This window comes from Paraburkholderia antibiotica (assembly GCF_012927125.1).
GTDB classification, from domain to species: Bacteria; Pseudomonadota; Gammaproteobacteria; order Burkholderiales; family Burkholderiaceae; genus Paraburkholderia; species Paraburkholderia antibiotica.
Genome location: NZ_JABBFZ010000022.1, coordinates 49831 through 75285 on the forward strand (window position 1 = coordinate 49831; position 25455 = coordinate 75285).

Sequence of the window (25455 nt, forward strand, 5' to 3'; positions counted from 1 at the left end):
AGCCGGTTATCCGGCGTTCGCCAATGCTTCCTGATAGGCTTTGTTCGCGCGCATCTGGACCGCGCGAATCCGCCGGTTGACATCAAGCGCGCGCTGCTGGCGCTGTGCGGGATCTTCGTCCGTAAGCGCTTCCTGCCGCGCCTTATACAGCGACTTGATTTCGGCGTTCGCTGCTTTCATGATCGCGGCGCGCGGCGCAATGCCCGGGTTCGCAGCATCGAACGTGTCGAGCGTCCCCTGCTTCTCTGCATACGCCCGCTCGTTCTGGAGACGGTCGATGTCCGTTGAGTTCTGGCGGAACGTCGTCATGTCTTGCGGGAGCGGCCCTGAACCAAACGACCGCGCTAGCGGAATATCGGTCAGGTACTTATCAACGTCTGCCTTTTCGCCAAGCGCATCGATCGCCTTGATCGCGTCGAGCGCGCCACCGCCGCCGTAGCTGCGCATGAGAAATTGCAACGTCTCCGGATACACATCGACGCCCGTGCTGTCGTAAATCTGCTTCGCAAGCCCGCGAAACAATCCCGACGTCTGCGGCCATGCCTGTTCGAAGTGGAGCTTGTTGCCGGTCCATTCGTCAGGCTTATGAATCGGGTTACCCTGGCCCGTCGAGTTGAGAGCGAGCTGCAACAAAGGCTTCGCGACACTCGGCGCAAACTGCTGCATAGCCCACTGAGACAGGTCTTTTGACGGGTCAATGTCGGTCGGATCAAGCGGGCTGAAGTTCGACAGAACGCCATCCTTCAGTGTGTTGCTCAGGAACGTGCCGGTATCGTCCACGCCGTCGGCATAACGATGGAGTGCTGCCGCGAGTGTGAGCGCGATGCGCTGAAACCCGAAGCCGACGGGAATCTTGAAACCTCGTCCGTCCGGGTCGGATGGATCGATCATCGTCAGATAGCGCCCCGACTGCGAGACCGGCACCTTGTTGAGCCGGTCAACCCCATCGTCGTCCTGTCCGCCCATTGCCTTCAGCGCACCGTACAAGCCATACATGAGAGCGAAGTGCGCAGCCATCACGGCCGCGCCGCGCGGTGTGCGCAGCGCCTGCGCCATGCGCCGCGCGTCGTACATCGCGGGCCCGGCGAACGTGTAGAGCGCGCCAAGCTGCTGCCCGATCTTGCCCTTCGTCTCGAAGTTCATCGTGTTCTTGGCATAGAGCATTGCGTCGCGCTCCGGCACACCCGACTCGACCAGCGCCTTGAACAGCGACACGCGCGAGGTCATTTCCATGTGCTCATTCACGTGGTCGATGAAGTCGCCGATCTTCTGCGCGGCCGCCTTCGCCTTGAACTTCGTGTTCACGCCGGCCATCTTGCCAAACTCGCTTTCGATGTTCTTCATGATGTCGTCGCGGAACAGGTCGGCGTACTGCGTTGCGCCGCCGAGATCTTCGAACCGCTTGAGCCACGAGTGGTACTCGCTGCCCGGTTTCGCCCGCCATTGCGGCGTGAACGTCGCGTTGTTTGCAAGCATGCGGCGCACCGCGCCGAGCTTGTCTTTCGTCGGCGCGTCTGCCATCACCAGCGACGCCATCGACATCACGTCGCGCATCTTGTTCATGAACGGGAACACCGGGTTCCAGCTCGTGTAGACGCGAGAGAGTGTGCGGGTCGCCTTTAGCGGCAGGCCCATGAGTCCGTCAATTTGAGCGCGGTTCGTGCCCTTGATCGCGTCCAGTACCTTGCGGTTCCCGACGTGGATGACCGTCGTGCGGTCGCCGTCACGCAGCACGATCGCATCCGGCGACATCGCCGCGTTCGCTTTCACGCGCTGCTTCACGAGCCCGTCGCGCTTGTCGACGTACTTCTCGAAGATCTCGAAGTTGGGCGCCTCGTTCACCTTCGCCGACATCAGCGCTCTCGCGCCGGGCGTCTCCTTCACGAAGCTCGCGAAGTCCTTCTTGAACTTCTGCATACCTGCATTGCGCACGGCACTCTCGACCGACACAAGCACGTTCTGCAATGGGTTATCCGCGAGCGTTCCAGAACGGCCCATCGCCTGCTTGTCTTTCGGCGCCTTGAGACTGCCGCCCGAGGGCAGCCCGCCGCCGCCCTCTACTTCGTCGGGGTCGCCGTACAGTGGGAGATACCACTCATATTTCGGGCGCGCCGCTTCCATCTCCGGTGTGAGCAGACCCGCCTCTCTACGTGTCTGGTCCGCGTACTCGAGCATCGGCTTGAGGTGGTCGCGATACAGCCCTTCGTAGAACTCGATCAGGCCTGGCGCTGATTCGCGGAAGTGCTTTTCGAACGCAGCAATCTCGGCATCCGTTGCGCCCGAGCCCGCGAGGTCATTACCGTCCGTCTTGCGCGCGATCTCTGCGTTGCGCTCGCGGCCATGCTTAACGAGGTTGCCGATTGTCCCAACGTCCTGCAAGAATTGCCGCCAACCGTGCTCCTTGTACCAGTCCTGTTTCGAAAAGGTCTGCTTCCACGCGTCTTTCAACGCGCGAGTCATCGGGTCGACACTGCGTTCGCTGAAGCGGTTGAGCGTGGCCTGTGTCGCGGCTTCGAACGAGCGCATCGTGTTGCGCAGCGCGCGGCCCGCCGCCGTATCGCCAGTGCGCCGGATTACCTGCTCAACCGGATTGCGATGGTCAAACGCGGCAGTCACGAAGTTCTCAAGCCACTCGGGCTGTGCCGCGCGCGAGCCTTCCGACAGGAGCGCGCGGGCCGTATCCTTCGAGCTCTGCGGGTTGCGCCACATTTCGCGCATCCGCTCGAGCACGGTTGGCTCGCGCTCGGCCATGGGAACCGGAGCCCGCGGCGTGCCGGCGCGCGAGAATGACGCGTCGACCGGCCCGAACGGCTTGCCGTCGCCGTCGCGCTCAGCGCCGCGCAAAAGTTCGGCTATACTCATGGTGTCGCCGTGGTTGGTTGACCTGTCCTTAAGCGTGGCACTGAGGTCAGGAACGTTCCCAGCGGTGACATCCGGCGGTTGGGATTGGCGGCCTGCCACGTCAGAACCATTCCGAGCCCCGTCGGCCCTCTCAAGCTCCACCGTCTCCAGCGCGTGCAAGTTCTTCCGCGCCGTCCCATCGTTCAACGTATAGTCTTTCACCGTCAGCTTCGCACGATATGGCACGCCTGCAATTTCGAGCGGCGCGTACAGTCGGTGGATTGCCTTGACGTCCGGATTGCTATGTTTTAGATCCGTATGGGTTTCCGCAAGAACCGCGTGCTGCACAAGATCGCGAAGCCCTGCGATTGCCTGCAACTGCGTAACCGGCGCCGCGCGGTCTTCGGCAATCTTGCTGCGATTTATCCTTGATACCGTAAAGGTCCAACCAGTGTCGGCGTTCGTCCTGTCCGCTGCTGGCGCATCTGCGAACTCGCGAATTGCCTTGATTGCCTGTGCGCGCATAAAAGCCTTGCCACCGTTCGGATTGCCCAGCTCGCGGCCGGTCAGACGCGTGACTGGCATATCAGGATGCTCGAACAGGTCCGCGCGCTGACCGAAACTCGATTCGGCGCCACCGTCACCCTGGCGCGTGAATGCAGCAGTGGCTTCCGGGTTCGCGATCGACGGACGCCCCTGTTCCTTCAGATGCGCTTGTGCCTCGCGCAGCAGCCCCGCGATTTCAGCATCCGTCGTGTCACCCCGCAGCAGCCCGATCTTCCTGAGAAACTGACGCACACCGTCCAGCACGCGGCGCACGACGCTGTTCTGCATGTTGCGCTCGGCCATCATCGCGATAATCTCGCGAGCGCGGCGCCCGTCAGGAAGATCAGGCTGAGTCCGGTCCACCTCCGCACCAATCTCGCGAAACACCTTGTTTCCGAGGCGCTCGGCAGTCAGAACCTTGCGCGCGAGCTCGTTCATCGTCTCGCGCCCGACCATGTTCTCGATGCCGTAGTGGCCGATAAGTTCGTGCCGCGCGACCTCGCGCGCGCGCTCGGCGCTGCGCAGATTGCCCGCGATCAGCGCGACGCGATTCGTACGCGGATCGAAGAAGCCTTCCACGTCGTCGGCGCCTTCGCGCTCCGCCTGACGCCGCACATAGTCGGGCGCATCGGCGAGCGTGTCGTACACGTCGACGTTGTGGCCATAGGTATCGGCGTCGATCGCGCGACGCACCTCGTCGCTGGTCAGCCCACTCTCACTCTCCGCGCGCGAGAAGCGCGCCGCGCCCGCACCGCGCTTACCGGATTCGGGCATAGGCGCACGCTCGGCAAACTCGACGTGTTCGAGGCGTTTGAACAGTTCCTTTGGCGTGGCCGCGCCGGACAGATCGACCGTACGCATGTGCAGGCGCGCGGCCGCCTCCGGATTGGTCTGTTTCTCCAGCACGACGATATGCGTCTTAACGCCAGTACCCGCTCGCTCGAATGCCGACGTTGGTAGCGACACATCGGCCACGGTATAGACGTGCTTCGCTGCGTCGCTCTCCAAGAGCGCCTGCAGACGCTTGTCGGCAGAAATACCTTCTGGAATCAGCGCAACAATCCGCCCACCATCGCGCAGATGGATCATGGCCTTTTCCACATGGTCGATAGCCGTCTTGCCGCCCACGCCAAACGGCGGGTTCATCACGATCCCGTCGTACTTGTTGACGACGTGGTGTTCCTCGAACGTGGTCGGCTTGACCTCGCCGCGCGCGTTCAGCGCAAGCCGTGATTGCAGCTCGTTCGACGGCTCGATAAACGTGTTCTGCGTCTGCTCGGGGAAAAACCGCGCGATCGCGCCGTCGCCGGCTGACGGCTCCAGCGCCTTCTCGCCAGGACGCAACCCGGCCCACTCGACCATCTTCAGGCCCACCGGCTCCGGCGTGGCGTACCAGTCCTTGCCGTGTCGCTGGTCACGCCGACCGCGCTCTTTCTGCTTCGCGAAATACAGCGTTTCGGCCTTCTGGTACGGAGTAAGCGTATCGGCGGAATGGTCAGCCTCCTTACCGCCTACGCCCTGACCTTCGTGCGGCTCAAACGCCGAACTGTTGATGTAACCGTCCTTGAATGCACGTTCAAGGTCGCGGGCGCCGTGGCCGAGCGCGAAGTTCTCGGCCGTGCGCGCGCGCTGCGCGATCGTGTTCGCGAACGTGTGCTGCTCGAAGTCCAGCCCCGCCTTCATGTATTCGACAGCCGCGTGCGACTTGTTGCCCGTTCTGTAAATGCGGCCCTCGATCTGGATCGCATCCGTGGGACTCGTTGGCAACGGCAGGGCAATCAGCGCACGCTGGTGCTTGCCGGTCGTGTCGTGCAGACTGATGCCTTCTTTGCCGGCCTTCGTCTGGACGAGAATCACGTCTTTCTTGCCGCCGTCCTTGTTGAACTCGCGGATGTTCTTAACGCGTTGGCCCTTGGGCACGTCGCCGTTCACGAGCGCGAGCCGGTCGCCGAATGCCTTCGTGAAAGCCTCGATAGGATTGCCGAGCCGGTTGAAGTTCATCCGGCCAATGTCGGGGAATTCGCTGCGGAATTGCTGCAACTCGGCACGCCATTTTTCATGGGCGTTGCCTTGGTGCGTGCCGATATCTGACGGCAAACGCTCGGGAAAGTCGAACGGGTTGATCGTGTGGCCCGTCTTGTACCCATGAAACACGACCACCTTGCGGCCGAGCGCAAGGTGTTTCTTCGCGCGCTCCACCGCGTCGTCAGCTTTCAGGTTCTCCAGCAGCCGGTTGCGTGCGTGGTAGTCGAATCGGTCGTGAACGTACTCACCCAGTAGCTTGTACGGCCCTTTGTGATCGCGTATAGCGCTAAGCGCCGCATCGATCTTCCGGCCCGCACCGCTCTCGATTTCAACAAAATCACGCGAGTAGTCGCGGTCAAGTTCGAGCTTGCGACCCGACACGGCGCCCGACTCCACCAGCTTGCGATGCAGCTCACGTTCGAGGTACGACTGATTCACTTCTGCCGACGGCGATTCGAGGCGGTGATAACGCCACTGATAGCCAAGGTTCTGTAAATAGAATTGATCGCGCTCGCTCGTGCCATAACCGTTGCCGTGCCTCCACGCCGGCCAAAGGTAGCCGTTACCGTAGTCGAGCGTCTTGTGATAGGCGAACGGCGTCGCCGAGAGAAACACGACATTCGAAGGCTTCTCGTCCTTGATGTCGTCGTATTGTGCTTCGACCTTTTGGTTAAGTGCGCCGCGGCGGTCCTCGAACTCTTTCCGCATCTGCTCTGCGGCCGCGCCTTGATGCATCCCGGCGCGCTGCAATTCATTGAGCCGCGCATCTTCGGCGGCCTTGAGCTCTCGCGCCTCTTTGGCGAAATACGATTGCGCTTTCAGGCGCAGCGCATCGGGGTGATTCGTGAGTTCACGCAGTCGCTGAAGCGCGTCCGTCGACACGCCCGCCTCGTTGCTCATGAGGTAATGCGATTCGTCGGCGACGATCAGATCCCAATTCCGATGCACCAACGCTTCGTTCTGCCCGAAATTCGCGTACGTCGTCGCTACGCGGCCCTTGCCGGCGTCACTCGTGCTTTCGAGCTGCGAAATATTGAGCTTGAGATTCTTGCCGTCCTCGATCCAGTCTTTTACTTTTGCGTCGGTGGGCGCGAGAAAGAGAATATTGTGCTTACCTAGACGGTCGAATCGCTTTGCAATTCCCAAGCCCGTATATGTCTTGCCAGTGCCCGTTCCGTTCGTGAACAGGATGCCGGGTTGGTCGTCCCTGAAGAACCGCCGCTCCGCTTTTGCAACGTCATCCTGCTGTTCCGGCAAGAGGACCGGAAGTGTCTCGCGAATGTTCGCGAGGTCGCCGACCTTGACCTTGGTATCACGGTCGGCCTTCTCCTGTGCCGCAATACGCTCGGTCAGCTCACCGGTTTCTGCTCGAGCAGATCGTACAGCGTCCCCGCGTTCTCCGCGGTCAGCCCGTACTGCTTCGTCATCAGATCCACCGCTTCGCTCACTTCGGTCAGCTCCGGCAGCATCGCCCGCAACTGCGGATCGTTTGCGTGGCTCACGTACTCGTTGATCGCGTGCCGCTCCAGCCACAGCGGAAGAACCGTCTGATACGCCCCGATCACCTTGTTGGGCACGCCCCTCGCCCGCAGCGCTGCTGCCTGCTGGTCCAGTTCCTTCGTCACTTCGTCCGGCGTCGCCGCGAACATTTTGCGCGCCCACGGCGTCGCCAGTTGCTCGTCGCGTGCGATCTCGTTCCAGATCCACTGCGGTACTTCGGTCACCTGATTCTCCTGTTCGATCAAATCGAGATTGATTATCGGGCCGCCACTGTCCTTTAACGAGCCTGTCGACTTCACCGGACATCAGGGAGTCGTCGCCGAGACGATGCGCAACCATCGCCAACTCGCCCTCTTGCAAACCGGATTTATTGAGTTCGGCAAGTAGCTCCGAACGGGTAATGTCCCCGTTCATGTAATCCACGACGTCCCGCTTAGCCTTAACTATCGCCTCGCTACCCCGGCCAACCGGATAGTCGATCCGATCAGTGCCGGACAGTTTGGGGCGTCGCTCTACATGTCCGTTTCGATCGTGCTGTTCGGCCCCTGCTTCGAGCAGATCACCTTGCCCATGCGCCGCCGCGACATCCGCTGCGCGATCGCTGCCGGTAAGACGGAAGTCCTTCGCCTCATCGTCGGCTTGCGCCCGCTCCTCTGCCTGCCTTTGCGTTCGCGCCCGGTCTGCCGCGTGGGCGCGCTGCTGCTCGTCACGCGCCCGAAGTTCATCCGGCGTCTGGCTCCCGAGCAGCGGCTCGCTGTCGCGGCCTTCTACCTCGTTCCTTTGCCCGCCACCAGTTGCAACTTCGCGCGGTCCGGCGGCCCTGCCTTCTTCAACAGGTCGACCGTCTGCCGATCGCGCGGCGCCAGCGTCTTGTCGAACACGATCTTGTTGAGCAGGCTCACGCCCGACGGCGACGCCCAGATTTTGCGGCCTTGTGGTGTCATCAACGTTCTCCAGTACTTGCGCGCGGTTCGCGCGCTCGACGGTGCCGAACATGTCCTCGGTCGGCTTCGTCGCTTCGTCGTGCGCGAAGTCTGCCACACGTTGCAGTGCCTCGCCAATACGCTTTCCTGAACGCGCATTGTCCGCGAACAGGCGCACGAATACGCGGGCATCCGGCGACATCGCGATGTCGCCCTGGCGTGCGAGATCCTGCAACTTCGCGCCGGAGCGGCGCGCGTTCACGGCCAATCGTGCCGCGTCCGTGACGAGCGGGCGAACGTCCAGATCGCCCGCTCCCTCAAGACGCGCCATTGAGCCCGCTGCGCTCGCCATGCCGCCGAGCACCGTGCGCGCCTCCGGGTCCGTCGCCTGTGCGTACAGCCGCACGAGCTCGGGGTCACCATACGCCTTGTGGAACGTCGCTGACATCAGCCGGTCGACTGCCTGACGCGTGGGTGAGCCGTCAGGATTGAGCATGCCCACGCGCTCGCCGACAGGCATCGCCTGCACGAACTGGCGCACGGTCTGCGGCGTCGGCTCGCCGGCGTCGCTGAAGTCCATCGCCTCCAGATTGACGCGCTGCGCGTCGTTCGCTGCCTGCTCGACTGGCGAGAGTGCCGCGGTCCCTGTCGTGTTCGACACATCGCCAATATCGTGCGTGACAGCCTCGCGCGGCATCACGCGCACAAGGACAGGGTTGCGCATCTTCGCTATCACACCAGGCGCGACACCCGTGAGCGCAGAGTCGGCGCCGATGCCCGATCGATAGCTGCCAGCCGTGCCCCGCTCGTATGCGGCTTGCAACCCCGCGACGCGACCATTGCCAGCGATCGCCCGCAGCCGGTCAGGCTCGCCCTGTGCATAGCTCGTGTTCGGCGTGCCGTCTGCGTTGTTCGACGTCAGCAGCGTGTCGGCGTCGACGACCGCGTATTGCACGGGCACGCGGCGGCCGTCCGCCGTCACGCTGTAGTCCTCGCGCCCCAACTGCGCGGCTGGGATCGGAGCGTCCGGGTTCGCTTCGACGACCGGCGCGCCATTCGCAAAGTCGCGCGAGAACGAGAGACGGCCCGGGTCGGGATCGGCAGCGATCGCGTTCATCTGCGCGATCGCGCCCGCCGTTTGCCGATCGCGGTTCTGCAACACCATCGGCGGCGAGTTGTCGCTCGTCGGCGCGGCAGTCTCTGCGGCGGCGCTTCCGGCTGCGGATTGCGTGGCTGTATCGTCGTCCGGCATCGCGCCGTCACCCGGGCGCGCGCGCGCATCCTGCGCAGCACGCACGTCGGGCGTAAGGCCGGAATCCAGCGCGTTCTGGCGTGCCGCGCGCGCGTCTGCCGACTCCTGATAGGTCGGCGCGCGCGCGGCGCCTGACGCGTCGACCAGGGTGTCGCCGCCCACGTCGGGCATGTCCGGCGACGGCAGCGCAGCACGAGTTTCCGGAGCGCCAAGTTGGCGCGGGGCCGAGCGCTCCTGCACGCGCGCAAGCAGCGTTTGCGCCGCACGGCCGATCGAATTCTGCTGGCGTGCTGCGTCTTCGAGCGAGCCGTTACGCAGTGCGGACGTCAGATAGTCAGTCGCCCACTGGCGGTTGTACATCTTCGGCAGCGAACTCAGCGCCGCGGTGATGTCATCGGAGGTCGCGTTGTACGCCGAGCCTTCAACGGACAGGCCTGTGGGCGTCGGCGTGCCAGCGGCCGCCGCCGCATCGCCGGGTCGCGCAGGACCACTCAGCCGGAGAGGAGGTGCGGGCAATGCGCGCACGCTGATGCGATCAAGTAGCGCCTGCGCAGCGCGGCCCAACGAATTCTGCTGCTGCGCGGTTTGCTCAAGCGTGCCGTTGCGTAGATCCGATGCCAGATGGTTCGCCACGTAATCGCGCTTCACGACTTTCGGCAACGTGTCGAGTACCGCCGTGATGTCATCGGGCATGACGTTGTATTGCGCGTCTGCGACCGTCGCTCGACCGTCTGCGGTCAAGTTCGCGTCAGGACGCACGGCCACGCTATTCGGCGGGATGGCCGCATCGGCGGCCGTCGTCTGCGGCGCGCTGGCAGATGCGGCCTCGTCTGCCGCGTTCGGCGCATGCGCGCCGAACGCGGCACCCGCGAGGCCACCCAATACCGCGCCTGCCGCCGTCGCTTGCCCGACGCCTTGCGACAATTGCTGCGTCGGGTCGACGCCCTGCAGCGCGACGTTCGTGGCGAGCTGCGTGCCGCCGCCCTGTGCAGCGTTCGTCGCAGCTTCGACACCCGCCGCCGCCGGGCGCGAGAGCGCCCCCGGCAAACCGGCGAGACGACGCTCGACCGGCGCGATACGCGCGGTCACGGCATTCAGGAGTGCCGCGCTGCCGATCTCGGGCCAGTTGCGCGCGACGCTCGCGAGCTCGGCCTTGGCGTCAGGTTCGCTCATGCCCGCCTGCCGAAGTCGCGCGTATGCCGGACTCGACGACAGAAGCGCTGCATCGGGCGTTGACTGCAACTTGTCATAGACCGCGCCGCGCACCTGGCCGCCGCCTTGCGCCGCCATGACGGCAGGCCCCACGAATTGCGCGGCGCGCGCCACGGCGGCGGGCGCTTCAGCGAGCAGGCCACTGCCGCCCGTCAGCGCGCCGGCCGCAAGCGCGGGCGCCACGCCGCCCGCAAATTCCGCGGCGGTCTGCAGTGGGCTTCGCACCATGCCGGCAATCGACGGCCCGATACCGCTGCCGCCCTTCGCCTCGTCCTCGGCCACTTCGCGCGCGACGCGCTTTTGCTCGTCCTGCACAACCGGCGATGCATTGTTGCCGTAGTACTTCTGTTCGTCGCCGAGCCAAGTCGAGGCAGCAGAACCCGGCGCGAACAGGTCGACGACACTCTTAAGCGAGCCCGCAGCGCCACCGGCCGCCGCGCCGAGCGTATCGGTCACGGCGTCGAGCGCTGAACGCGTTGGAGCCTTCGGCTTGTCGGCCGCGTAGGTCTGGTCGAAATAATCGCGCAGCGTGCCCGGATCTTCGCGATTGGCAGACGCAATGTCGCCAATTATGTTGTTCCGGTACGAATCCCAGATTTGCTGCTTACCCAGATAGTCCATTTGCGGGCTATCGAAATTGTTCGCCGCCTTGTACGCGCTCCAGCTTGGCGCGGCCGGGCCGACCGGTTGCGCGGCGGCGGGAGTGGGTGCCGGCGCCGGCGCAGCGTTGTCAGGCAGGCCATAGGCCGCGGCGGCGGCCGGAGTGTATGGAGAGAGCACACCGAGCGCGCGCAAGCGCCCTTCGGTATCTTCTTCAGCGGGAAGATAGGGAGTCTGGATTTCAGGCATTGCGGACGATGCTTTTAACGTAGTTGTCGACCCACGATCCCCAATCGGGGACCGTGGATTGCTGTGTGTTCGTGGCTTGCGACGTTGCGCCGTATGCGATCGCCTGCTGATCGAGAAGCGGTTTCGAAATCGGACCAGGCGACATCGACAGCTTCAGCGCCGGGGCGGCGCCGATGCCTGCCGCGTCTGGTGAGATGCCATAGAGCGCGGCCGCGCTTTCGTCGAATGGCTGCTGCGCTGCGCGCGAGTCAGGTGAGGACGGCGCGCCCGTGATGGTCCCGTACACGTTGGCGAGCTTGCTTACGTAGTTCGGATCTTGCGCATAGCCGCCCTGTTTCAGCGCCGAAGCGAAGCGGCCGATGTCATTGCCGCTGTCCACCGCGGCGGGATACTTGCGCGCGATGAGGCTCGCATAGTCGTCCGCAAAAGCATCGGGCGAGCCATATGCACGATACGCATCAACGGCGCCCGTCTGGTTGTCGCGCGCGGCGACGCCGCGCCCGTCGGACGCCTTGATGTTTCCGAGGTTGTTCGTTCCCGGAATCACGCTTTTGCCCCACCCGGTTTCGAGCGCGAGCTGGGAGAGGATCGCATTGGGAGCGACACCGAGCTTTGCGCCGACGCGCTGCGCGAGCGGCATGTACGTGGCGACGAACTGCGCCTGCTGGTCGCCGCTCATCAGTTGGCTCCGTACTTCGCGAGCAGCTGCTGCACCGCGGCTTGCTGCGACGCCGTGGCCGCTTGCTGTGCGGCCTGCTGACTCTGCGCACGCGCATGTGCTTGCGACGCGTTCAGCGCTGCGTGTGCATCGCCCAAACGCGATTGCGCGAGCGCGAGGCGGCGCACCATTTCTTCGCGCGCAGCACCGTAGCCCGGCGGCGCGTTCGTCGGACCATAGACCGTCATCGGGCCCGCACTCGCGTCGAGTTGCCTGATTGCATCGGAGAGCCGCGCGACGTCGGCGGTCGCGGCATTGAATGTCGCCTGCGGATCAGGCGCACTCGCGGGGGCAACCGGTGCCGGTTGTGCTGCACGCGGCACAGCCGGTGCTGCTGGCGCAGATGGCGCGGCGGGCGCTGGTGGCGCACTGGAAAGATACGGCGCCTGAGTGCTCGCGGGCGCATCCGACGCCGACGGGATGAACGGGTTGCTCGCCATGCCTGGAATCGGTGCCGTACCCACAGAAGGCGCGCCGCCTGAGATTGCATTCATACCTGGCGTGCCTGCATTGGCGCCAGACATGCCGCCCTGCACGTCACCGCCACCCATCTGCGCGAGCACCTGATTGATTCGCTGAAGCGTCTTCGATTGCTCAACCGGGTTGCCCTTCTGCGATGTGTAGAGACGCTGCAACGACGTCAACTGCGCCTGCAACACACGCGTATTTCCCGCGCCACCGTTTGCACCGGGCCCGTAACGCAGATTGTTATATTGATCGCGCTGCTCGAGCTGCGCGTTAGCCCGTGCGCTTTGCGCTGCCATGTCCTCGAGGTGTATCCCATATTGCGCGGCCGGATCGACGTTCCCACTGAACGCCGCGGTCGCGGGCAGCATGCCTCCGCGAGAGAAAGGCAGTGATCGATTCCCGGACGCATCTGTATAGAACGTGTTGCCGTTGGCATCCTGTTGGGCCTGCAGTCCGTTATATCCAGCGGCCTGCAAGCCGCTCGTGGTCAGGGTGCTCCCAAGGGAGCCGCCGAGCGCTGCGCCAAGATTGCCCTGCTGTAATCCTGCAATACGTGCGTAGTCCGTCGCAGCGTTCTTGAGCAACGGGTTCGCGGCCACCTTTGCAGGGTCGAGATTGTTCGTGATGTAGTTGGCGACATCGACCGGATTCGTGAACCCGGCTTGCGCAGCCTGTGCGCGTAGCCCCTGTATCTGATTGTCCGCATCGAGCTTGTGCAGGTTGATGCCGCTGTTCAGTGCCGTCGCGCCCGCCGTGTTGGTGCCCGTCTGCACCATATCGTCGTAGCCCTGATTCAGCGTGTCGTACTTGATCGAGTTACCGAGCGCGCCCGCGTCCGATGCGAGCATCTGCTGCGGAACCTGATAGGCGTCCATGAACGACTTGCTCATCTGGTCGGCCGCGTTCATGCCGGACATCAGATCGCTATCGCGATTCCGGCTGAAGCCACCCGTGAAGTCCGAGATTCCGTAATAACTCATAGCTATTTGCCTTTATGCGAAGGTGGACGACGGGCCAAGCGAATTAGCATCCCATAGCGTTCCGGCGCCCATGCCACCGCTGGATATGCCGCCGCTTCCGAAATTCGTCACGCTCGAGAACGTGTTGAAGCCGCCAATGCTCGCGCCGCTCTGTGAGCCTTGAGTGCTCCCGACTGGTGACGGTCCCATGAATGCCGAAATACCAGCGCCCATGACGCCGCCGAGGCCTGAAAGAATCGAGCCGTAGTACTGATTACGTGCAGCAAGCTCTAGATCCGTACCGCGTTGCATGATGCCCGCCGCGTTGCCAATGCCCTGAATCGCGTCCGCCGGCATGCCGCGACCGATGTTGAACATCTGAAGCTTGCGATTGAAATAGACCTGCTGCCGATCGAACTGCCGGTTCTCCAGATAGCGGCGCGTCTGTTCCTTGCGCTCGCCAACAGCGCGCGCCTGCTCGACGGCAAGCGTCCGGTCGGTCGCGACCGTCGCGCCGATGCAATATCGATTGCGCCGCCGCTGTGCCTGCTGCGCGGCATTCGCGAATTGCATGCGCACTTCGACGACCGCGCGATTCGCCTCGTCCTCGATCGGTTCGGTGTACTCAGGCCGCGCACACTCGGCGTCGATCGTCGCGTCCTCGCATGGTGCGAAGTGCGCCGTGAAGCGCGCATATTCCGCTTCAGCAATGACGAGCTGCCGGTCCGCAAGGTCATACTGCTTTTCGGCCGCATCCTTCGCCGCGTCGAGCGCGTTGTTCGCGAGCAGCACCTGGGCGGCTGCGTACGCGGCTTGAGCGACGACCCATGCCTCGAGCCAGTCTGTCTGCCACGCCGTCCACGCTTCGACGTCCTTCTGATGCTGCGCACGGTTGGCGTTGTCATTCGCCACCGCTTGCGACGCCCACGTGTCGGCGTTGGCCTGCTGGTTCATCCAGACCTGATTGAGCGCGCCGAAATAACCGGATTGGAGTGGGCTGGCGAGTCCTCCCCAATTCGCGACGGCAACTGAGTCAGCCACTTCGCGCTCCTTTTATCGGGCTTTGCGCAGCACCATCTGCGCGCGCTTGTAGCCGCGCGCGCCGGCGACGGCCGCGAAGCTGTCGCCGGCGTCGTTCGCGTCAGCAAGGCATTCGATACGTTCCGCGTTCTGTGCCGTTGCCCATGCCTCGAACGCTTCGAGCAGCGCCGCACGGTTCGCGCTGTTGCGCGCCGGCGGGCGCAGGTAGGCGAACACTTCGCGCGCGACGCGCTGCGCGAGGAACACGTCCAATTCCATGTGCCCCGCCGCGAACCCGGCGACCGCACCGTCGATCACGAGCGTGGCGAAGAACCGCTGATCGCTTCCCGACGCGACCGACGAGATACCTTGCGCGACCATCATCGGATTGCACTTACCGCCACCGATCTCGGCGATGGCATCCGGCAGAATCTTCAGGACGGCTTCGAGGTGTGCAAACGATAGTTCACGCTGCGAGAAAATTTTCATGCTCATGGTGGTCCTGAAATGAAAAAGCCCCGCAAGTGCGGGGCCGATGTATCAAAAGTCCTGGGTGTCTCAAACGTCGAACGTCACGGGTTATCAGCGCTCAGCGAGCGCAAGAACGCGTCAGCGCCCGCAGAGGACGAACCCGTGCCCGCGCCGCCCGACAGCTCGCGCATGCTCGTCGCAAACTTGATCTCGCGCACCGCATCCGTGCCGCACACCTCGACCGCGAAATCCAGCTTGCGATGATTCGATGGAAGCCGGAACGGTTGCGTCCGCTTGACGTCGCGCCGGAACACCGCTCGCTCGTCGGCGAAAAACCGGAAGTTCACGCCGTCGACGGCAATCCGGCCGGGCGGGTATTCGGCGAGCGTCACCTTCGCCGCGGCGAAGCCCATCTGTCCCGGCGCAGACGTGGTCTTGCTGCGCCAGCGGAACGGCATGAATTCGGCGCCCGCGTCCCATTCGTGAATGAAATTCCCGAAGGCGAGATACAGCTTCCCGTCTCGCGCCGTGTGCAGCGCGTTGGGCGTCAGCGTCAACGGCATGAGATCGTTGTCGGGGATACCGTCGTTGTCTCCGCTCTCGCGCATGTCGAACAGGAACGCGCCGGCGCACGTCACGCCAATGTATTGCCCCTCGACAGTTGCGCCGATCATCGTGCCCGGCACGAGCGCGCGCCAGTCATCCGTCGACCACCACGGACCCGTCATCAGGCTCATGCGGTTCCCGGCGAGCATCATGAGGCCGGTGCTGCTCGCGTATGTCACGCCGGCGCCCACCTGTACCGCGCTCTTGCGCGAGACGATCGGCGCGGGCTTCGGAAAGCGGTAGACCTTCCGGCAACACTGGCCGTCCGGACAGTCCTCAGAAATCGCGTAGGGATGGCCGTCGGTCAGCGCGTACAGCACGCCGCCCTGCCACTTCATCGCGCGCACCTTGTCGTCGAGCGCGAGCATGTAGTCGATCGGCCACGCCTGCGGCTGGTATGGCTCACAGAACCAGACCTGATTCCCCACCGAGCCGGCGAGCACGCCGTTCTCCAGTTGCGTGATGTTCTCCAGCCCGAACGGCGGCGGCGTGTACTGCATCGACACCAGCGCCTCGCCGAGCGCGTCGGTCATCGCCGCGTCGGTGTAGCTCTGCGCGACCGGATCGAGGTCGGCCACGAACAGCCATGCCGTCGGCGTCTGCGCCGCCGGCTTCGTGCCATCGTTGAACCCTTCTGCCAACCGGTAGAGCCGGATGCCAGCAATGTCCCACCCGTCCGGCGGGGCCGGAATGTCGACCTGCACTACACCGCCTTCATAGACGTCGAGCAGCGTGTTGCTCGTCCAGGACGGTGCACCCTCCTGCCCGAAACTGTCGACGTAGGTGTAGAGATAGACCCTGCTGCTCAGGGCGTAACCCGGCTCGGTCGTCGCCGCCTCGTTGGTAGTCGGCCCGGCATCGAGCGCAGTCGCGACCGGCGCTGTATCCGGTAGCGGCAAGCCCACGCGCCGCCAGTCCATCGTGCAACCGTCGTCGGGCATTGCCGCGACGAGCGGATACTCGCTCGCGCCCGTGACGTAGACGCGCTCGCACGTCGGTAACCACTCGGCCACGTCGATGCACGGATCAGACCACGTGAGCCAGCAGCAGCCGAACCGGTGCATTGTGCGCACGTAGCGCCCCGCGTCTTCCACTACGAGCGGACGACGGAACGGTTCGATGATCCCGTGCCAGAGCTTGCAGTCTGCGGCATCGGCCGCCATGTTCTCTTTCAGCAGCGTGGCGTCATAGCGCGGCACCACGCCACCGAAGCGGGCAATCTTGATCGCGGGCATATCAGAACATCATCGTGCCGGTGCCGACGAACAGGGCGCCGGACAGCAGGAACACCGCGGTCGACACTGCACCCACGGGATAGGTAAGCACGAGCCTGCCGCTCGCTGGAATCGCCTGTGCAGGAAACACTTGCGTGCCGGTCGCCGTCTGCACCGACACGCTTTCGCCGACCGGCCCGACGATATATGTCGTGCTGCTGTCCTGGATCAGACTCCAGTTTGCAGACTTGCCGTCCGCGCCCGGCGCGCCCGTCTCACCAGTCGGCCCCGCCGGACCCTGCGGTCCCTGGGGGCCAACGAGCGACAGCCCCGCACCCCAGCCGGCATTCGTTTTCGGCCCGTAGAGCACGCCATTCGTCGTGTCGAGATAGAAGTCACCCACGGCACCCGTGTCGAGCGCCGGCGCGCCAGCGCCGGAAACCAGCGTAGCGCCGGCAGCACCGGTCGGTCCCGCTGGACCTTCTGGCCCGCTTGGGCCTTCTGGCCCGGCAGGGCCTTCCGGCCCGGTCGGACCTGCTGGTCCGGGGTCACCCTGTGGGCCTTGCGGCCCTTGCGGGCCTTCAACAACAGCCTCACTGCCGCTATCGCAGCAGCCTCCGCCTGTGTAGACGATGTTCGTGCCGCTCGTAACGGCTGTCACGTAGCCATTACGCACGGAGACGGTCGCGTTCCGGTAGTCGCCGTCGGGCATCGCTGCTGCGAGTGCCTTCTTCGAAATGCAGCCACCTTCGCCCTGGCTGAACTCGTACCCGCCAGCGCGCCACACCGTACCTGGTTCGCATGCCGGCCGGTCAACGGTCCTGCTGCAACCGTCCGCTGTGACCGTCACGCGATCGGAGCCGGCGACGATTTCGCATACCGCCGCCTGCGCGCCGCCGAGCCCCTGCTGAATGAAGTCGACAAGATTCTGCGGCGTCCACACGAACGAGACACACGTGCCCGGCGCGGCGCCGCGCGCGCATGTTCCCTCGTCGCTGCGCTCGATCGCGACGGCGCCGTCGAGAATGCCCGTCACCCGGACGACTTCATGCTGGTGCGCCTCGCCTACCCAGAGGCGCGTGTATGCGCCATCGCCGGCGAGCGCCGCCGCGATGCGCGCGACGTCGGTGGCCGCGAGCGGCAGGATCAGCTCATCGGACGCAAGACGACGACTCAGGCGCGTCTGGAAGCCAACCATCGGAATCAACATCAACACCCCCTTGGTACGTTGTACGCCGGCACGTAAATCACTGGTACCGGCCCGCAGTCACACCCCACGCCGCGCGCTCCGCAGCCGGGCTGAGTCGCGTCGAGCGGACCGCAATCGCTGCGCTCGATATGCTCATGGCCCGTCACGGCAACGTCGTCCGAGAACTGCGCCAGCAGCTCGCCGCAGCGCATGCCCGCCACTTCGATGCGAAACACGTACATGCCGGGCGCCATGCAGCGAATGCGCCGGTCCCACTCAAACACCGCGCGCTGGTCGTCATCAATCTCCAGCGCGCGCAATCGCGCCGGCTTCTCGTGCGTGCCCGCGCGCCACACCTCAAGCACCACGCAATCGGGAGACAGCACGCATGCGGCAGGCGGCTCGATGACGAACGCCGTGCGCTGGACCCACCGGTCCAGTCGGATGACAGATGGTCGTCGCATGCTGTCCTCACACGATCGGCGGCGCGATCGCATCAAGCGACGCGCTCGTGTCGCTGCGAAGTGCGCGGATACGCGCGCGCGCCACGCCCTCATCGAAACTTCGCCCGCGCACCTGAGCGAGTTGCAGCGACGTGAACTGATAGCCCGGCAGCTGATAGATGCGCGCGAGCGCGCCATCCTCAATCGACTGCTGCCAGTCGTCATGCAGCAGCGCGTCGACCTCGCACGCGTCGCGCGACGGCGCGATGCACATGCGCACATGCACGGCGCCGGGCCGCTCGTGCGACGGCTCTCGCGAGAGCACAAGCATGCCGTCCTCGACAGTGAACCGCGTACCGAAGTGATGGAACGCGACACCGCCGCGGCGCGCGCGATACGGCGTGCCGTTGACATCAACTTCGTTCACACGCACAACCTGCTCGCTTTCGTGCGGCCAGATCGGATATGCGCGTACGCGCGGCTGCAGACTGATGACGATCCGGCGGCGAAGGATACTGCTGCGCGTCGCGAAGTCGATGCACGCCTGACGCACGTACGCCTGAGCCATCGTCTCCGGCAGACCTTGGGCCGCCGCCATGACGAACGGCATGAACTGCGTGAGAGGCACCCGCTCAATGGGAAGCTGCATTGCTCGTCACCTGCTTCAAGTAGCGTTCGTACACCTGCTCTGCGGCGCCCATCAGGTCCGTGAATAGCTTCAGGTGCTCGCTCGCGCGCGTCGCGTCGGTGGCGCTCTCCGTGTCCTTGCTGTAGGCGCGGTAAAGCATCCACTCGATAACGGCGTTGTGATAGACACCGGGTACGCCGAGCGCCCCGTCCTTGCCGGCCGCTTCCGGCTCCGCGGTGTAGACGACTAGCGCCTCCACCTTTGCGCCCGGCGGAACCGGCGGATCGACATAGAACGCGCCCTGGTCGTCCGGATCGAGCGAATAGGAGCGCACGATGTAATCGCGCGTTGGCGTGCGGCAGACAATCGGCTCAAACCAGTTGGCTGCAATGCGCGTTGCAGCGCTGTCGGTTGCCGAAGGCTGGCCGACGACGCGGCCGTAAGCGTCATAAGTGCCCGCGACGCGCGAGAAAAAAATCCCGCCGGCGGGCAATGTCTGCCGCGCGCCCGCAACGAGCTCGAGCTTGTGCGGTTGCGAAAACTCCAGCGCGCGCAACTGCGTGATTTGAAGCGCCGCGTCGTTCGCATATTCGATCAGCTCGGCCTTGGTCCAGCGCGTGAACTTGTGCCCCGGCTCCGCGTCGCTGAGCAGCTTGGCGACCTCGAGCGCGATCGCGCCCGCGATCATGCTCACGTCGTCGCCTTACGCACCGCACGCTTCGCGGTCGCGGACTCCGGCTCGGTGCTCGGTTCCTCGGCCTTCGGCGCCGAGCCTGCTGCGCCGTCGCTGACGGACGGCAGCGACTGGTCAGGAGAAGCCCCACCGACCTTGTCCATCTCTCCCGCGCCTTGCTTGGCTGCGTCGATGGCTGCGAGTTGATCGTTCAGCACCGCATTCTGTGCCTCGAGTACCGCGACACGCTGCTGTGATTCGGACAACTGTGCTTCAAGGTCTGCGAGCTTCGCGTTTGCTTCGGCCAGTTCTGCCCGCACTTCCGAGTCATCATCGGCGGGTAGCGTGAATGCGACGCCCGCACCGAGCGGCGCCGTGTGTGCGCCACGATCTTCGCCCAGGCCGGACAGCAGTTGCTGCCTGCCCGGATTCGCGCTTGCATCCGTGATGATCGTACCCGTTTGCCGCTGCGGGTTGCCGGTGGGCGTGAACTGCTTCGTGTCCGTGTCGTACTGGCCGGGCACGAGCTCCGGCTGAAATGCGAGCGCACTGTGCGCCGGGTAGATGGTCCCATGCGCGTCTCGATAGGCAAATTGCTTCGGCATTGTGTCCTCCTGCTTGAAAAAGAAAGGCCGCGCGGATCTCCCGTGCGGCCGCCATGCGTCGATAAGGCGCGAAGGCGCTGCGGTCAGTTGCCGACCTTCGGAACGATGATGATCGGCGACACCCAGAACCGCAGATCATCCGGCGTCTTCGCCGGCCAGGCCGCGATGGTCAGGTCGATGATTTCGTTATCTTTCAGCCACACCGGCTGATCGAGCAGTTTGCAATCCGAGTCCTCGGCATTCGCCATGAAGTAGCCCAGATCGGTGCCAGCGAAATGCGTTGCTGCCATAAAGCCAACGCCATCCGCAGGATTCTCGACACGCCAGCTGAAGCCGAGCAGCAACGAGAAAGCCGGCACGACGCACGCGCCGATTACGTCGCCAGCCTGAATGGGCGTGCCCTGTGCATTGACGCGTTCGAGGTACTGTTGCAGGCCGGCCTGTCGGCGACCGTCTTTCTGGCTGAAGTCGAACAGCCGCGTATTCGAGAATACGCATGGCGACTTGTGGGCGGCCTGCTGGATATGATCGGTCGCGGCGGGAATCGCGGCCGGGTACATCTCCTGGTTAGGATTGCGGACAATGTTGCCGCCGTGGTGGAGTGCGTGATACGTCATGTTGGGTATCTCCGGATTGCGCGATCGGCGCCCCTCGCGGAGCGCCGAATCTGGTTAGAAGGTGCAGTAGAGCGCGGCGAGCGCGTCACGCAGGAAGGGTTTGTGACCGTAGACCCAGAGACCGCGGTAGAACTTCCCGAAGCTCTTTTCCATGCTGACGATCTCGTGGTCTTCGAGCTGCTGCGCGAAGCCCGTCGCTTTCTTGTTGCCGGCGACGATCCAGTAAGCCAGCTTGCCCGTGGCAACGTCCGGCACCTTCGGCACCTGGTCGGAAAAGTACATCTCGAAGCCCATGATGATGACCGGGAATTTCCCGTTCAGCATCGGGGACTGCGACATACCGGTCAGGTATGCAGCCTTCAGGTCCGAGGACATCAGTGCATTGCGCGAGACGTTGGGCAGCACGACAAACATCTGGCCGTCCTCCCAGCGACACGCTTCGCGCAGCACAACGTCGAGTCGTGTCAGCACCTCGACGACGTTCGCCGCAGTGATCGGCACCGGGTTACCGATCTCGCCGAGTTCCTGACTTTCCGATTCCTTGCCGGCGTTCATGCCCTTGTTCGTCGGCGCCGTTTCGAACGCCATGCGCATCAGCACTTCGGGATCGAGCAAGCGCCGCATGTTGTATTCCGCGCGCCCGAGGAACGACTCGACCCACTTGTCGATGAACGTGATCTGCTTTTCGTCGATGCGGTCGAGCTTGACGTTGTAGTATTTCGCGCGATCGATGACCATCGTCACCGATTCTGCTTCGAGTTCCTGCGGCTCCAACACCGCGTTCTTCTGGTACTCGTTGATCTCGACTTCCGGCTCGATGAAATACGTGATCTGGTCGCCGCCCTTGTTGAGGTCGCCCGTGTAATCCGTGTTCGTCACATCACCAGCGACAAACGCGCAGTAGCCGCGAGCGATCAGGCGATCGCCGAATTGCGGCGTAATCAGGACGTCCGCATATTGCGAGTAGCCTGCGGAAGATTTCATGCTTTAACTCCTACGTGTTCGAAACGAGGCCCCGGGCCCGAGCCTCCTGAAACTCTTGTTCGAACTTCATGAATTCCGCCTTGGTAATGCGCTGCATGCGCATGTCTTCCATGCGCTTGCGGTAGTCGCTTTCCTTGAATTTGGCGGCGGGCCGAGCCGTGCCATTCGATGAAGTTCGTGCCGGTGTTGCGAATTGACCCAGCCCGTTCGCGTCAGTGGATGACGAAGCGCCAGTCGCGCCATTTGCTGCGGACTGGGTCGAAGCGTCGGCCTGCTGGTGCTGCGACGCCCCTTGTGTCTTGCCGAACGCGTTGAAAATCGCCACGACGCCGGCGAGGTTCCGCCCCTGATGAGCTTCCATGAGAGCGTCCTGGATCTTCAGCGACGTCAACGGGATCGGCTGTTGCAGGAAGTCCTGCCACTCCTGGCTCTTGCTGATCGACTGCATCTGCGGAACTCGCGCAGCGACGTCGCGCACGAAAAGCTGCTCGGCGGATTGCCCCATCTGCTCGTTAATCACGCGGCTGCCGTCACGCAGCTCCGCGATTTCCTTGAGTAGCGGTGCAGTTGCGCGCGCAATCAGCTTCTCGGCGACCGGCGTAAAGTCGCCGTACATCGCGAGCTCTTCGTCGGACAGGTCCGGGAGTTGAGACTCAGCGGCTGACGACGTCCCCTGCTTGCCGGACGGTTGCACCGACGAGGCGCCGCCCGTCTGGAGCTCGGTCAGTTGCCGGCGCGCTTCCGCGAGCTCCTGGCGCGTCTCCACCAGCAGGTCGGTAATCTGCGATGTGCCGCGCCCTGCTTCTTCAGCCTTTTGCAGCAAGCCGCGAAGCCGCGTGATCTCTGCCTTGTACCGGCCTTCCATTCGACGAAGGTTCTCGTCGCCTGCATTGCTGGTCGACGCGTCACCGTCGATTTGCGCGTTGGCGTTCAGCTGTTGCGAAGACGTCGCGCCGTCGTCGACATGTGCCGCGTCGTGCAGCGCATCACCATCCAGTCCGGTAAATGCGCCTGCGTCGTCGCCCTGCTCGCCAGCAGCCTGCATCGCCTGTTGCGCAGCCGGGTCGGAAGTGGCGTTTGTGCCAGCCGAGCCAGATGCAGCTTCAGCGATGGGGGTGCCATCGGAGCCATTGAACTTGTCCCGCAGATGTCGAGGGAGTGCCATAGAAATATCTCCGTGAGCCGCCAGTGGCGGAAGTCACAATGAAAAAGCCCGCGAGGGCAATGCCAGGTCGCGGGCGAAAAAAAAACCGACGGGCATGCCTGCCGGCCGGTACTGATTGAAGCGGACGAATCCGCGTTACTTCTTTGGCGTGAGCGTGCCGATCAACCCGTGCAGGGCTCTCACTTCCCCCTGCAGGCGCCGCACGGCAAGCTCATCGTCAGCGCGTGCGCATTCTTCGAGCGCGCGCGCATGGCTTTCGGTCAGCCAGCCGAGCAGGCCGGACCATGCTTGTGCATGGCGCTGCAAGTGCTCGATGGCCTGCGATTGCACTGTGGTCGGGTTTTTCACTTCAGGCCCGAGCCTCCGCAATTGCACGATTTCGCCGGCATGGCGATGCCGCGCGTGCCGCCGGTCGATGAACTGGCTGTCGGTGCCGGCGCTCGCGCCGGCGTGTTCTTGACGACCTTCTGTACGACCTTCGGCTTCGGCACCGATACAGGATTTTTCATGAGATCACCCGATCTTTAGATAGCTGAGAAAACCCTGGGTGTGCAGCGGTTTGCCATTCGCCGAACCCAGTACCTTTGAAAATCCGAGCCACAGCGCCTGATCGTTTGACCAGAGTGGCATTGCTCCTGACATCGTGACCGAGCCAAGCACATTGCCAACCGGCGAGGCGGCGGCACCCACTTTCGGCGACGGATAGCTTCGTACAGCGTACTGATAGATCCCTGGAAACGCGTAACGTTGCCCGGTCGAGACAATCATCTGGGGCGGCGTATCGTACGTATCCGCGTCCTGACTCGTCAGGTTGAACGTGCCAACGACGAGGTACACGCCAGCTGGAATGTTGATCGTGCCATCGCCATTCAACGTGTAGTTGAACTGGTTCTTGACGGTAACGCCGTACTGGAAATCGAGTTGGTAATACGTGCCCATATCGATTCCAAGGCCACCATTCGCCTGCGAGGTGTGTCCGAGTTCGATCGTCAGAGAGGGCAGCGAGGGGGCATCCATCGACGCGCTAAGTCCGCCATCCGAACCAATTTCGAGCTTGTTGCCCGCGTCGCTTGAAAGCTGGATCAAACTCGCAGAAAGTGTATCGCCGCTCGACAGCGGAGCATGGTTCCCATCAATGAGAACAATCGGTGTGCGTACAGTCATCTTCAGCTCCAGTAAGGCAGTTTGCGGCCGTTGCCAATATCGAGCCAGCCGGACGGCGAGCCGAGCAGCGCACTGCGGTCTCCGATAATTCCTGTCGGCAGCGTGGTATCGGTGGTGGTATTCGGTGCCGCCACCGCGGCCGGCGAGAACGAAAGGCCGCTCGTATCCAGCGCGAGACCGCCTCCTGCCTTGATCTGCACCGACAGCGGTGATGCCACTGTGCCGTTACCGGTCAGCCCGGACGTCTGCGCTATGACGATAGGCACCAGGTCACTCAGGTCGACCACGTACTCGGGCGAGCCATCGCCGACGGTGAACGTCATCGTGTGCGTGTTGGGGTCGTAGCTCACGACGGTCAGGAAGTTGTCGACCGCGATGCCACCAATCGCCGCGGTGATCGCCGCGTTCATTTCGCTGCAAAGCGGGATCTGGGCGCTCGGCTGATGAGGCGAGCCGGCGCATGTCGAAAACACTGCCGCGATCGTGGCCGGATTGGATACCGCCCCCTGCACCGCGTTCTGGATGCAGCACGAAAGCGCGCTACACAGCCCCGTGGCCAGCGCCGAGAGCATCACTTCGTCGGAGGTGATAGCGCTCACCACCTTCGAGACGTTGACCGTCGGTGCCGGATAGCTGCCCGACAGATCGCCACTGGCAACGCCGCTCGGCGGGAGCGCCGAAGGAAACGACTGCTTAAGCAACTGCGCAGCCTGTGCATCGGAGAGGATGCGCTGGATAGCCCGAACGCCGTCGATGCTCGGCGCCGGATACGTTCCAGACAAGTCGCCGCTGGCGTTGCCAGACGGCGGCAGGCTTGTCGGGATTGCCGGAATCATGGACGCCAGCAGCGCCGTCAACAGGATCTTTGCATTCTCGTCGTTCATGATCCTGCTGATCGCAGCGAGCCCGTCGATTGTCGGGTTCGGATAGGTTCCTTCGAGATCGCCGCCGGCGGCACCGCTCGGCGGGAGGCTCGTCGGCGATTCACCACAGCAGCCGCCCATGCTCATTGCTCCAAGTAAAAATTCGTGGGTCATCGACGCGGCGAAGCCCACCACATAGGCTCCGCCGAGTACACCGTCGAGGATGAAGCGATAGCGACCCGGGACCGCAATCGCAATCTGGTTGCACTTGCGCGTCATGACAACGGCCCGACCATTCGTCATGTACGGCGTGAAGTATTTGCCCTCGCCCGGACCATCGACCATCTCGACGCTCACGCTCTCGCCTACGCCGAGCGCGTGCGCGCGAACAATCCACGGCTCGTCGTCCACCTGGATCGTCGGCGAAACATCGCTCTGCGAGTTGGGGCCAAACAGCGCCGTCACGTCCATGAATGCAGTGCGCTTGGTGCGGCTCGCGCCGCCGGCAGTCAGGGCCATG

General features: G+C 63.8%; 18 protein-coding genes. All 18 read right to left on the minus strand.

Features of this window, described 5'->3' with window-relative positions; translation table 11 throughout:
• Window positions 1-6 precede the first annotated feature (6 nt).
• Entirely contained in the window at window positions 7-11148 is an 11142-nt protein-coding gene (locus tag HHL14_RS27200) for an LPD38 domain-containing protein (protein ID WP_169500692.1), read from the minus strand.
• The gene (locus HHL14_RS27205; RefSeq protein ID WP_169500693.1) at window positions 11141-11788 is read right to left on the minus strand and encodes a glucosaminidase domain-containing protein; all 648 of its coding nucleotides are present in this window, start codon (window positions 11786-11788) and stop codon (window positions 11141-11143) included. Before HHL14_RS27205 ends, HHL14_RS27200 begins: the two co-directional genes overlap by 8 nt.
• Before the next feature lie 38 nt (window positions 11789-11826).
• The gene (locus HHL14_RS27210; RefSeq protein WP_169500694.1) at window positions 11827-13314 is read right to left on the minus strand and encodes a hypothetical protein; all 1488 of its coding nucleotides are present in this window, start codon (window positions 13312-13314) and stop codon (window positions 11827-11829) included.
• A gap of 12 nt (window positions 13315-13326) precedes the next feature.
• Window positions 13327-14334, minus strand: a complete 1008-nt coding sequence (locus tag HHL14_RS27215; protein WP_169500695.1) for a hypothetical protein — start codon at window positions 14332-14334, stop codon at window positions 13327-13329.
• Between the two features lie 12 nt (window positions 14335-14346).
• Window positions 14347-14808: a hypothetical protein gene (locus tag HHL14_RS27220; RefSeq protein ID WP_169500696.1), complete on the minus strand. Its 462-nt coding sequence runs from the start codon at window positions 14806-14808 to the stop codon at window positions 14347-14349.
• 77 nt (window positions 14809-14885) lie between these two features.
• A complete protein-coding gene (locus tag HHL14_RS27225) occupies window positions 14886-16625 on the minus strand; it encodes a hypothetical protein (RefSeq protein WP_169500697.1) in 1740 nt (579 codons plus the stop codon).
• Between the two features lies 1 nt (window position 16626).
• A complete protein-coding gene (locus HHL14_RS33620; RefSeq protein WP_268966651.1) occupies window positions 16627-17814 on the minus strand; it encodes a collagen-like domain-containing protein in 1188 nt (395 codons plus the stop codon).
• Entirely contained in the window at window positions 17814-18257 is a 444-nt protein-coding gene (locus HHL14_RS27235; protein ID WP_169500698.1) for a hypothetical protein, read from the minus strand. The genes HHL14_RS33620 and HHL14_RS27235 overlap by 1 nt, the downstream gene beginning before the upstream one ends.
• A 7-nt stretch (window positions 18258-18264) precedes the next feature.
• A complete protein-coding gene (locus tag HHL14_RS27240) occupies window positions 18265-18885 on the minus strand; it encodes a hypothetical protein (protein ID WP_169500699.1) in 621 nt (206 codons plus the stop codon).
• On the minus strand, window positions 18869-19552 hold the full coding sequence (locus tag HHL14_RS27245) for a phage adaptor protein (RefSeq protein ID WP_169500700.1): 684 nt from the start codon (window positions 19550-19552) through the stop codon (window positions 18869-18871). Before HHL14_RS27245 ends, HHL14_RS27240 begins: the two co-directional genes overlap by 17 nt.
• A gap of 2 nt (window positions 19553-19554) precedes the next feature.
• Window positions 19555-20142: a hypothetical protein gene (locus HHL14_RS27250; RefSeq protein WP_169500701.1), complete on the minus strand. Its 588-nt coding sequence runs from the start codon at window positions 20140-20142 to the stop codon at window positions 19555-19557.
• 83 nt (window positions 20143-20225) lie between these two features.
• The gene (locus HHL14_RS27255) at window positions 20226-20759 is read right to left on the minus strand and encodes a hypothetical protein (protein ID WP_169500702.1); all 534 of its coding nucleotides are present in this window, start codon (window positions 20757-20759) and stop codon (window positions 20226-20228) included.
• A gap of 54 nt (window positions 20760-20813) precedes the next feature.
• Complete coding sequence (locus HHL14_RS27260) at window positions 20814-21743, minus strand: hypothetical protein (RefSeq protein WP_169500703.1); 930 nt, start codon at window positions 21741-21743, stop codon at window positions 20814-20816.
• A gap of 10 nt (window positions 21744-21753) precedes the next feature.
• Window positions 21754-22908 carry a hypothetical protein gene (locus tag HHL14_RS27265; RefSeq protein ID WP_169500704.1) on the minus strand — a complete coding sequence of 385 codons (1155 nt, stop codon included), beginning with the start codon at window positions 22906-22908 and terminating at the stop codon, window positions 21754-21756.
• Window positions 22909-23043: 135 nt separating this feature from the next.
• Complete coding sequence (locus tag HHL14_RS27270) at window positions 23044-23256, minus strand: hypothetical protein (protein ID WP_169500705.1); 213 nt, start codon at window positions 23254-23256, stop codon at window positions 23044-23046.
• The gene (locus HHL14_RS27275) at window positions 23253-23417 is read right to left on the minus strand and encodes a hypothetical protein (RefSeq protein ID WP_169500706.1); all 165 of its coding nucleotides are present in this window, start codon (window positions 23415-23417) and stop codon (window positions 23253-23255) included. The genes HHL14_RS27270 and HHL14_RS27275 overlap by 4 nt, the downstream gene beginning before the upstream one ends.
• Before the next feature lie 4 nt (window positions 23418-23421).
• Entirely contained in the window at window positions 23422-24072 is a 651-nt protein-coding gene (locus tag HHL14_RS27280; RefSeq protein ID WP_169500707.1) for a hypothetical protein, read from the minus strand.
• Between the two features lie 2 nt (window positions 24073-24074).
• Window positions 24075-25454, minus strand: coding sequence for a hypothetical protein (locus tag HHL14_RS27285; RefSeq protein WP_169500708.1), 1380 nt, complete (start codon window positions 25452-25454; stop codon window positions 24075-24077).
• Window position 25455 lies beyond the last annotated feature (1 nt).

Bases quoted from the DNA above. Each gene is read 5' to 3' on its own strand.
- HHL14_RS27200 (WP_169500692.1), bottom strand. From the start codon at position 11,148: ATGCCTGAAATCCAGACTCCCTATCTTCCCGCTGAAGAAGATACCGAA.
- HHL14_RS27205 (WP_169500693.1), bottom strand. From the start codon at position 11,788: ATGCCGCTCGCGCAGCGCGTCGGCGCAAAGCTCGGTGTCGCTCCCAAT.
- HHL14_RS27210 (WP_169500694.1), bottom strand. From the start codon at position 13,314: ATGAGTTATTACGGAATCTCGGACTTCACGGGTGGCTTCAGCCGGAAT.
- HHL14_RS27220 (WP_169500696.1), bottom strand. From the start codon at position 14,808: ATGAGCATGAAAATTTTCTCGCAGCGTGAACTATCGTTTGCACACCTC.
- HHL14_RS27225 (WP_169500697.1), bottom strand. From the start codon at position 16,625: ATGCCCGCGATCAAGATTGCCCGCTTCGGTGGCGTGGTGCCGCGCTAT.
- HHL14_RS33620 (WP_268966651.1), bottom strand. From the start codon at position 17,814: ATGTTGATTCCGATGGTTGGCTTCCAGACGCGCCTGAGTCGTCGTCTT.
- HHL14_RS27235 (WP_169500698.1), bottom strand. From the start codon at position 18,257: ATGCGACGACCATCTGTCATCCGACTGGACCGGTGGGTCCAGCGCACG.
- HHL14_RS27240 (WP_169500699.1), bottom strand. From the start codon at position 18,885: ATGCAGCTTCCCATTGAGCGGGTGCCTCTCACGCAGTTCATGCCGTTC.
- HHL14_RS27245 (WP_169500700.1), bottom strand. From the start codon at position 19,552: ATGATCGCGGGCGCGATCGCGCTCGAGGTCGCCAAGCTGCTCAGCGAC.
- HHL14_RS27250 (WP_169500701.1), bottom strand. From the start codon at position 20,142: ATGCCGAAGCAATTTGCCTATCGAGACGCGCATGGGACCATCTACCCG.
- HHL14_RS27255 (WP_169500702.1), bottom strand. From the start codon at position 20,759: ATGACGTATCACGCACTCCACCACGGCGGCAACATTGTCCGCAATCCT.
- HHL14_RS27260 (WP_169500703.1), bottom strand. From the start codon at position 21,743: ATGAAATCTTCCGCAGGCTACTCGCAATATGCGGACGTCCTGATTACG.
- HHL14_RS27265 (WP_169500704.1), bottom strand. From the start codon at position 22,908: ATGGCACTCCCTCGACATCTGCGGGACAAGTTCAATGGCTCCGATGGC.
- HHL14_RS27275 (WP_169500706.1), bottom strand. From the start codon at position 23,417: ATGAAAAATCCTGTATCGGTGCCGAAGCCGAAGGTCGTACAGAAGGTC.
- HHL14_RS27280 (WP_169500707.1), bottom strand. From the start codon at position 24,072: ATGACTGTACGCACACCGATTGTTCTCATTGATGGGAACCATGCTCCG.
- HHL14_RS27285 (WP_169500708.1), bottom strand. From the start codon at position 25,454: ATGGCCCTGACTGCCGGCGGCGCGAGCCGCACCAAGCGCACTGCATTC.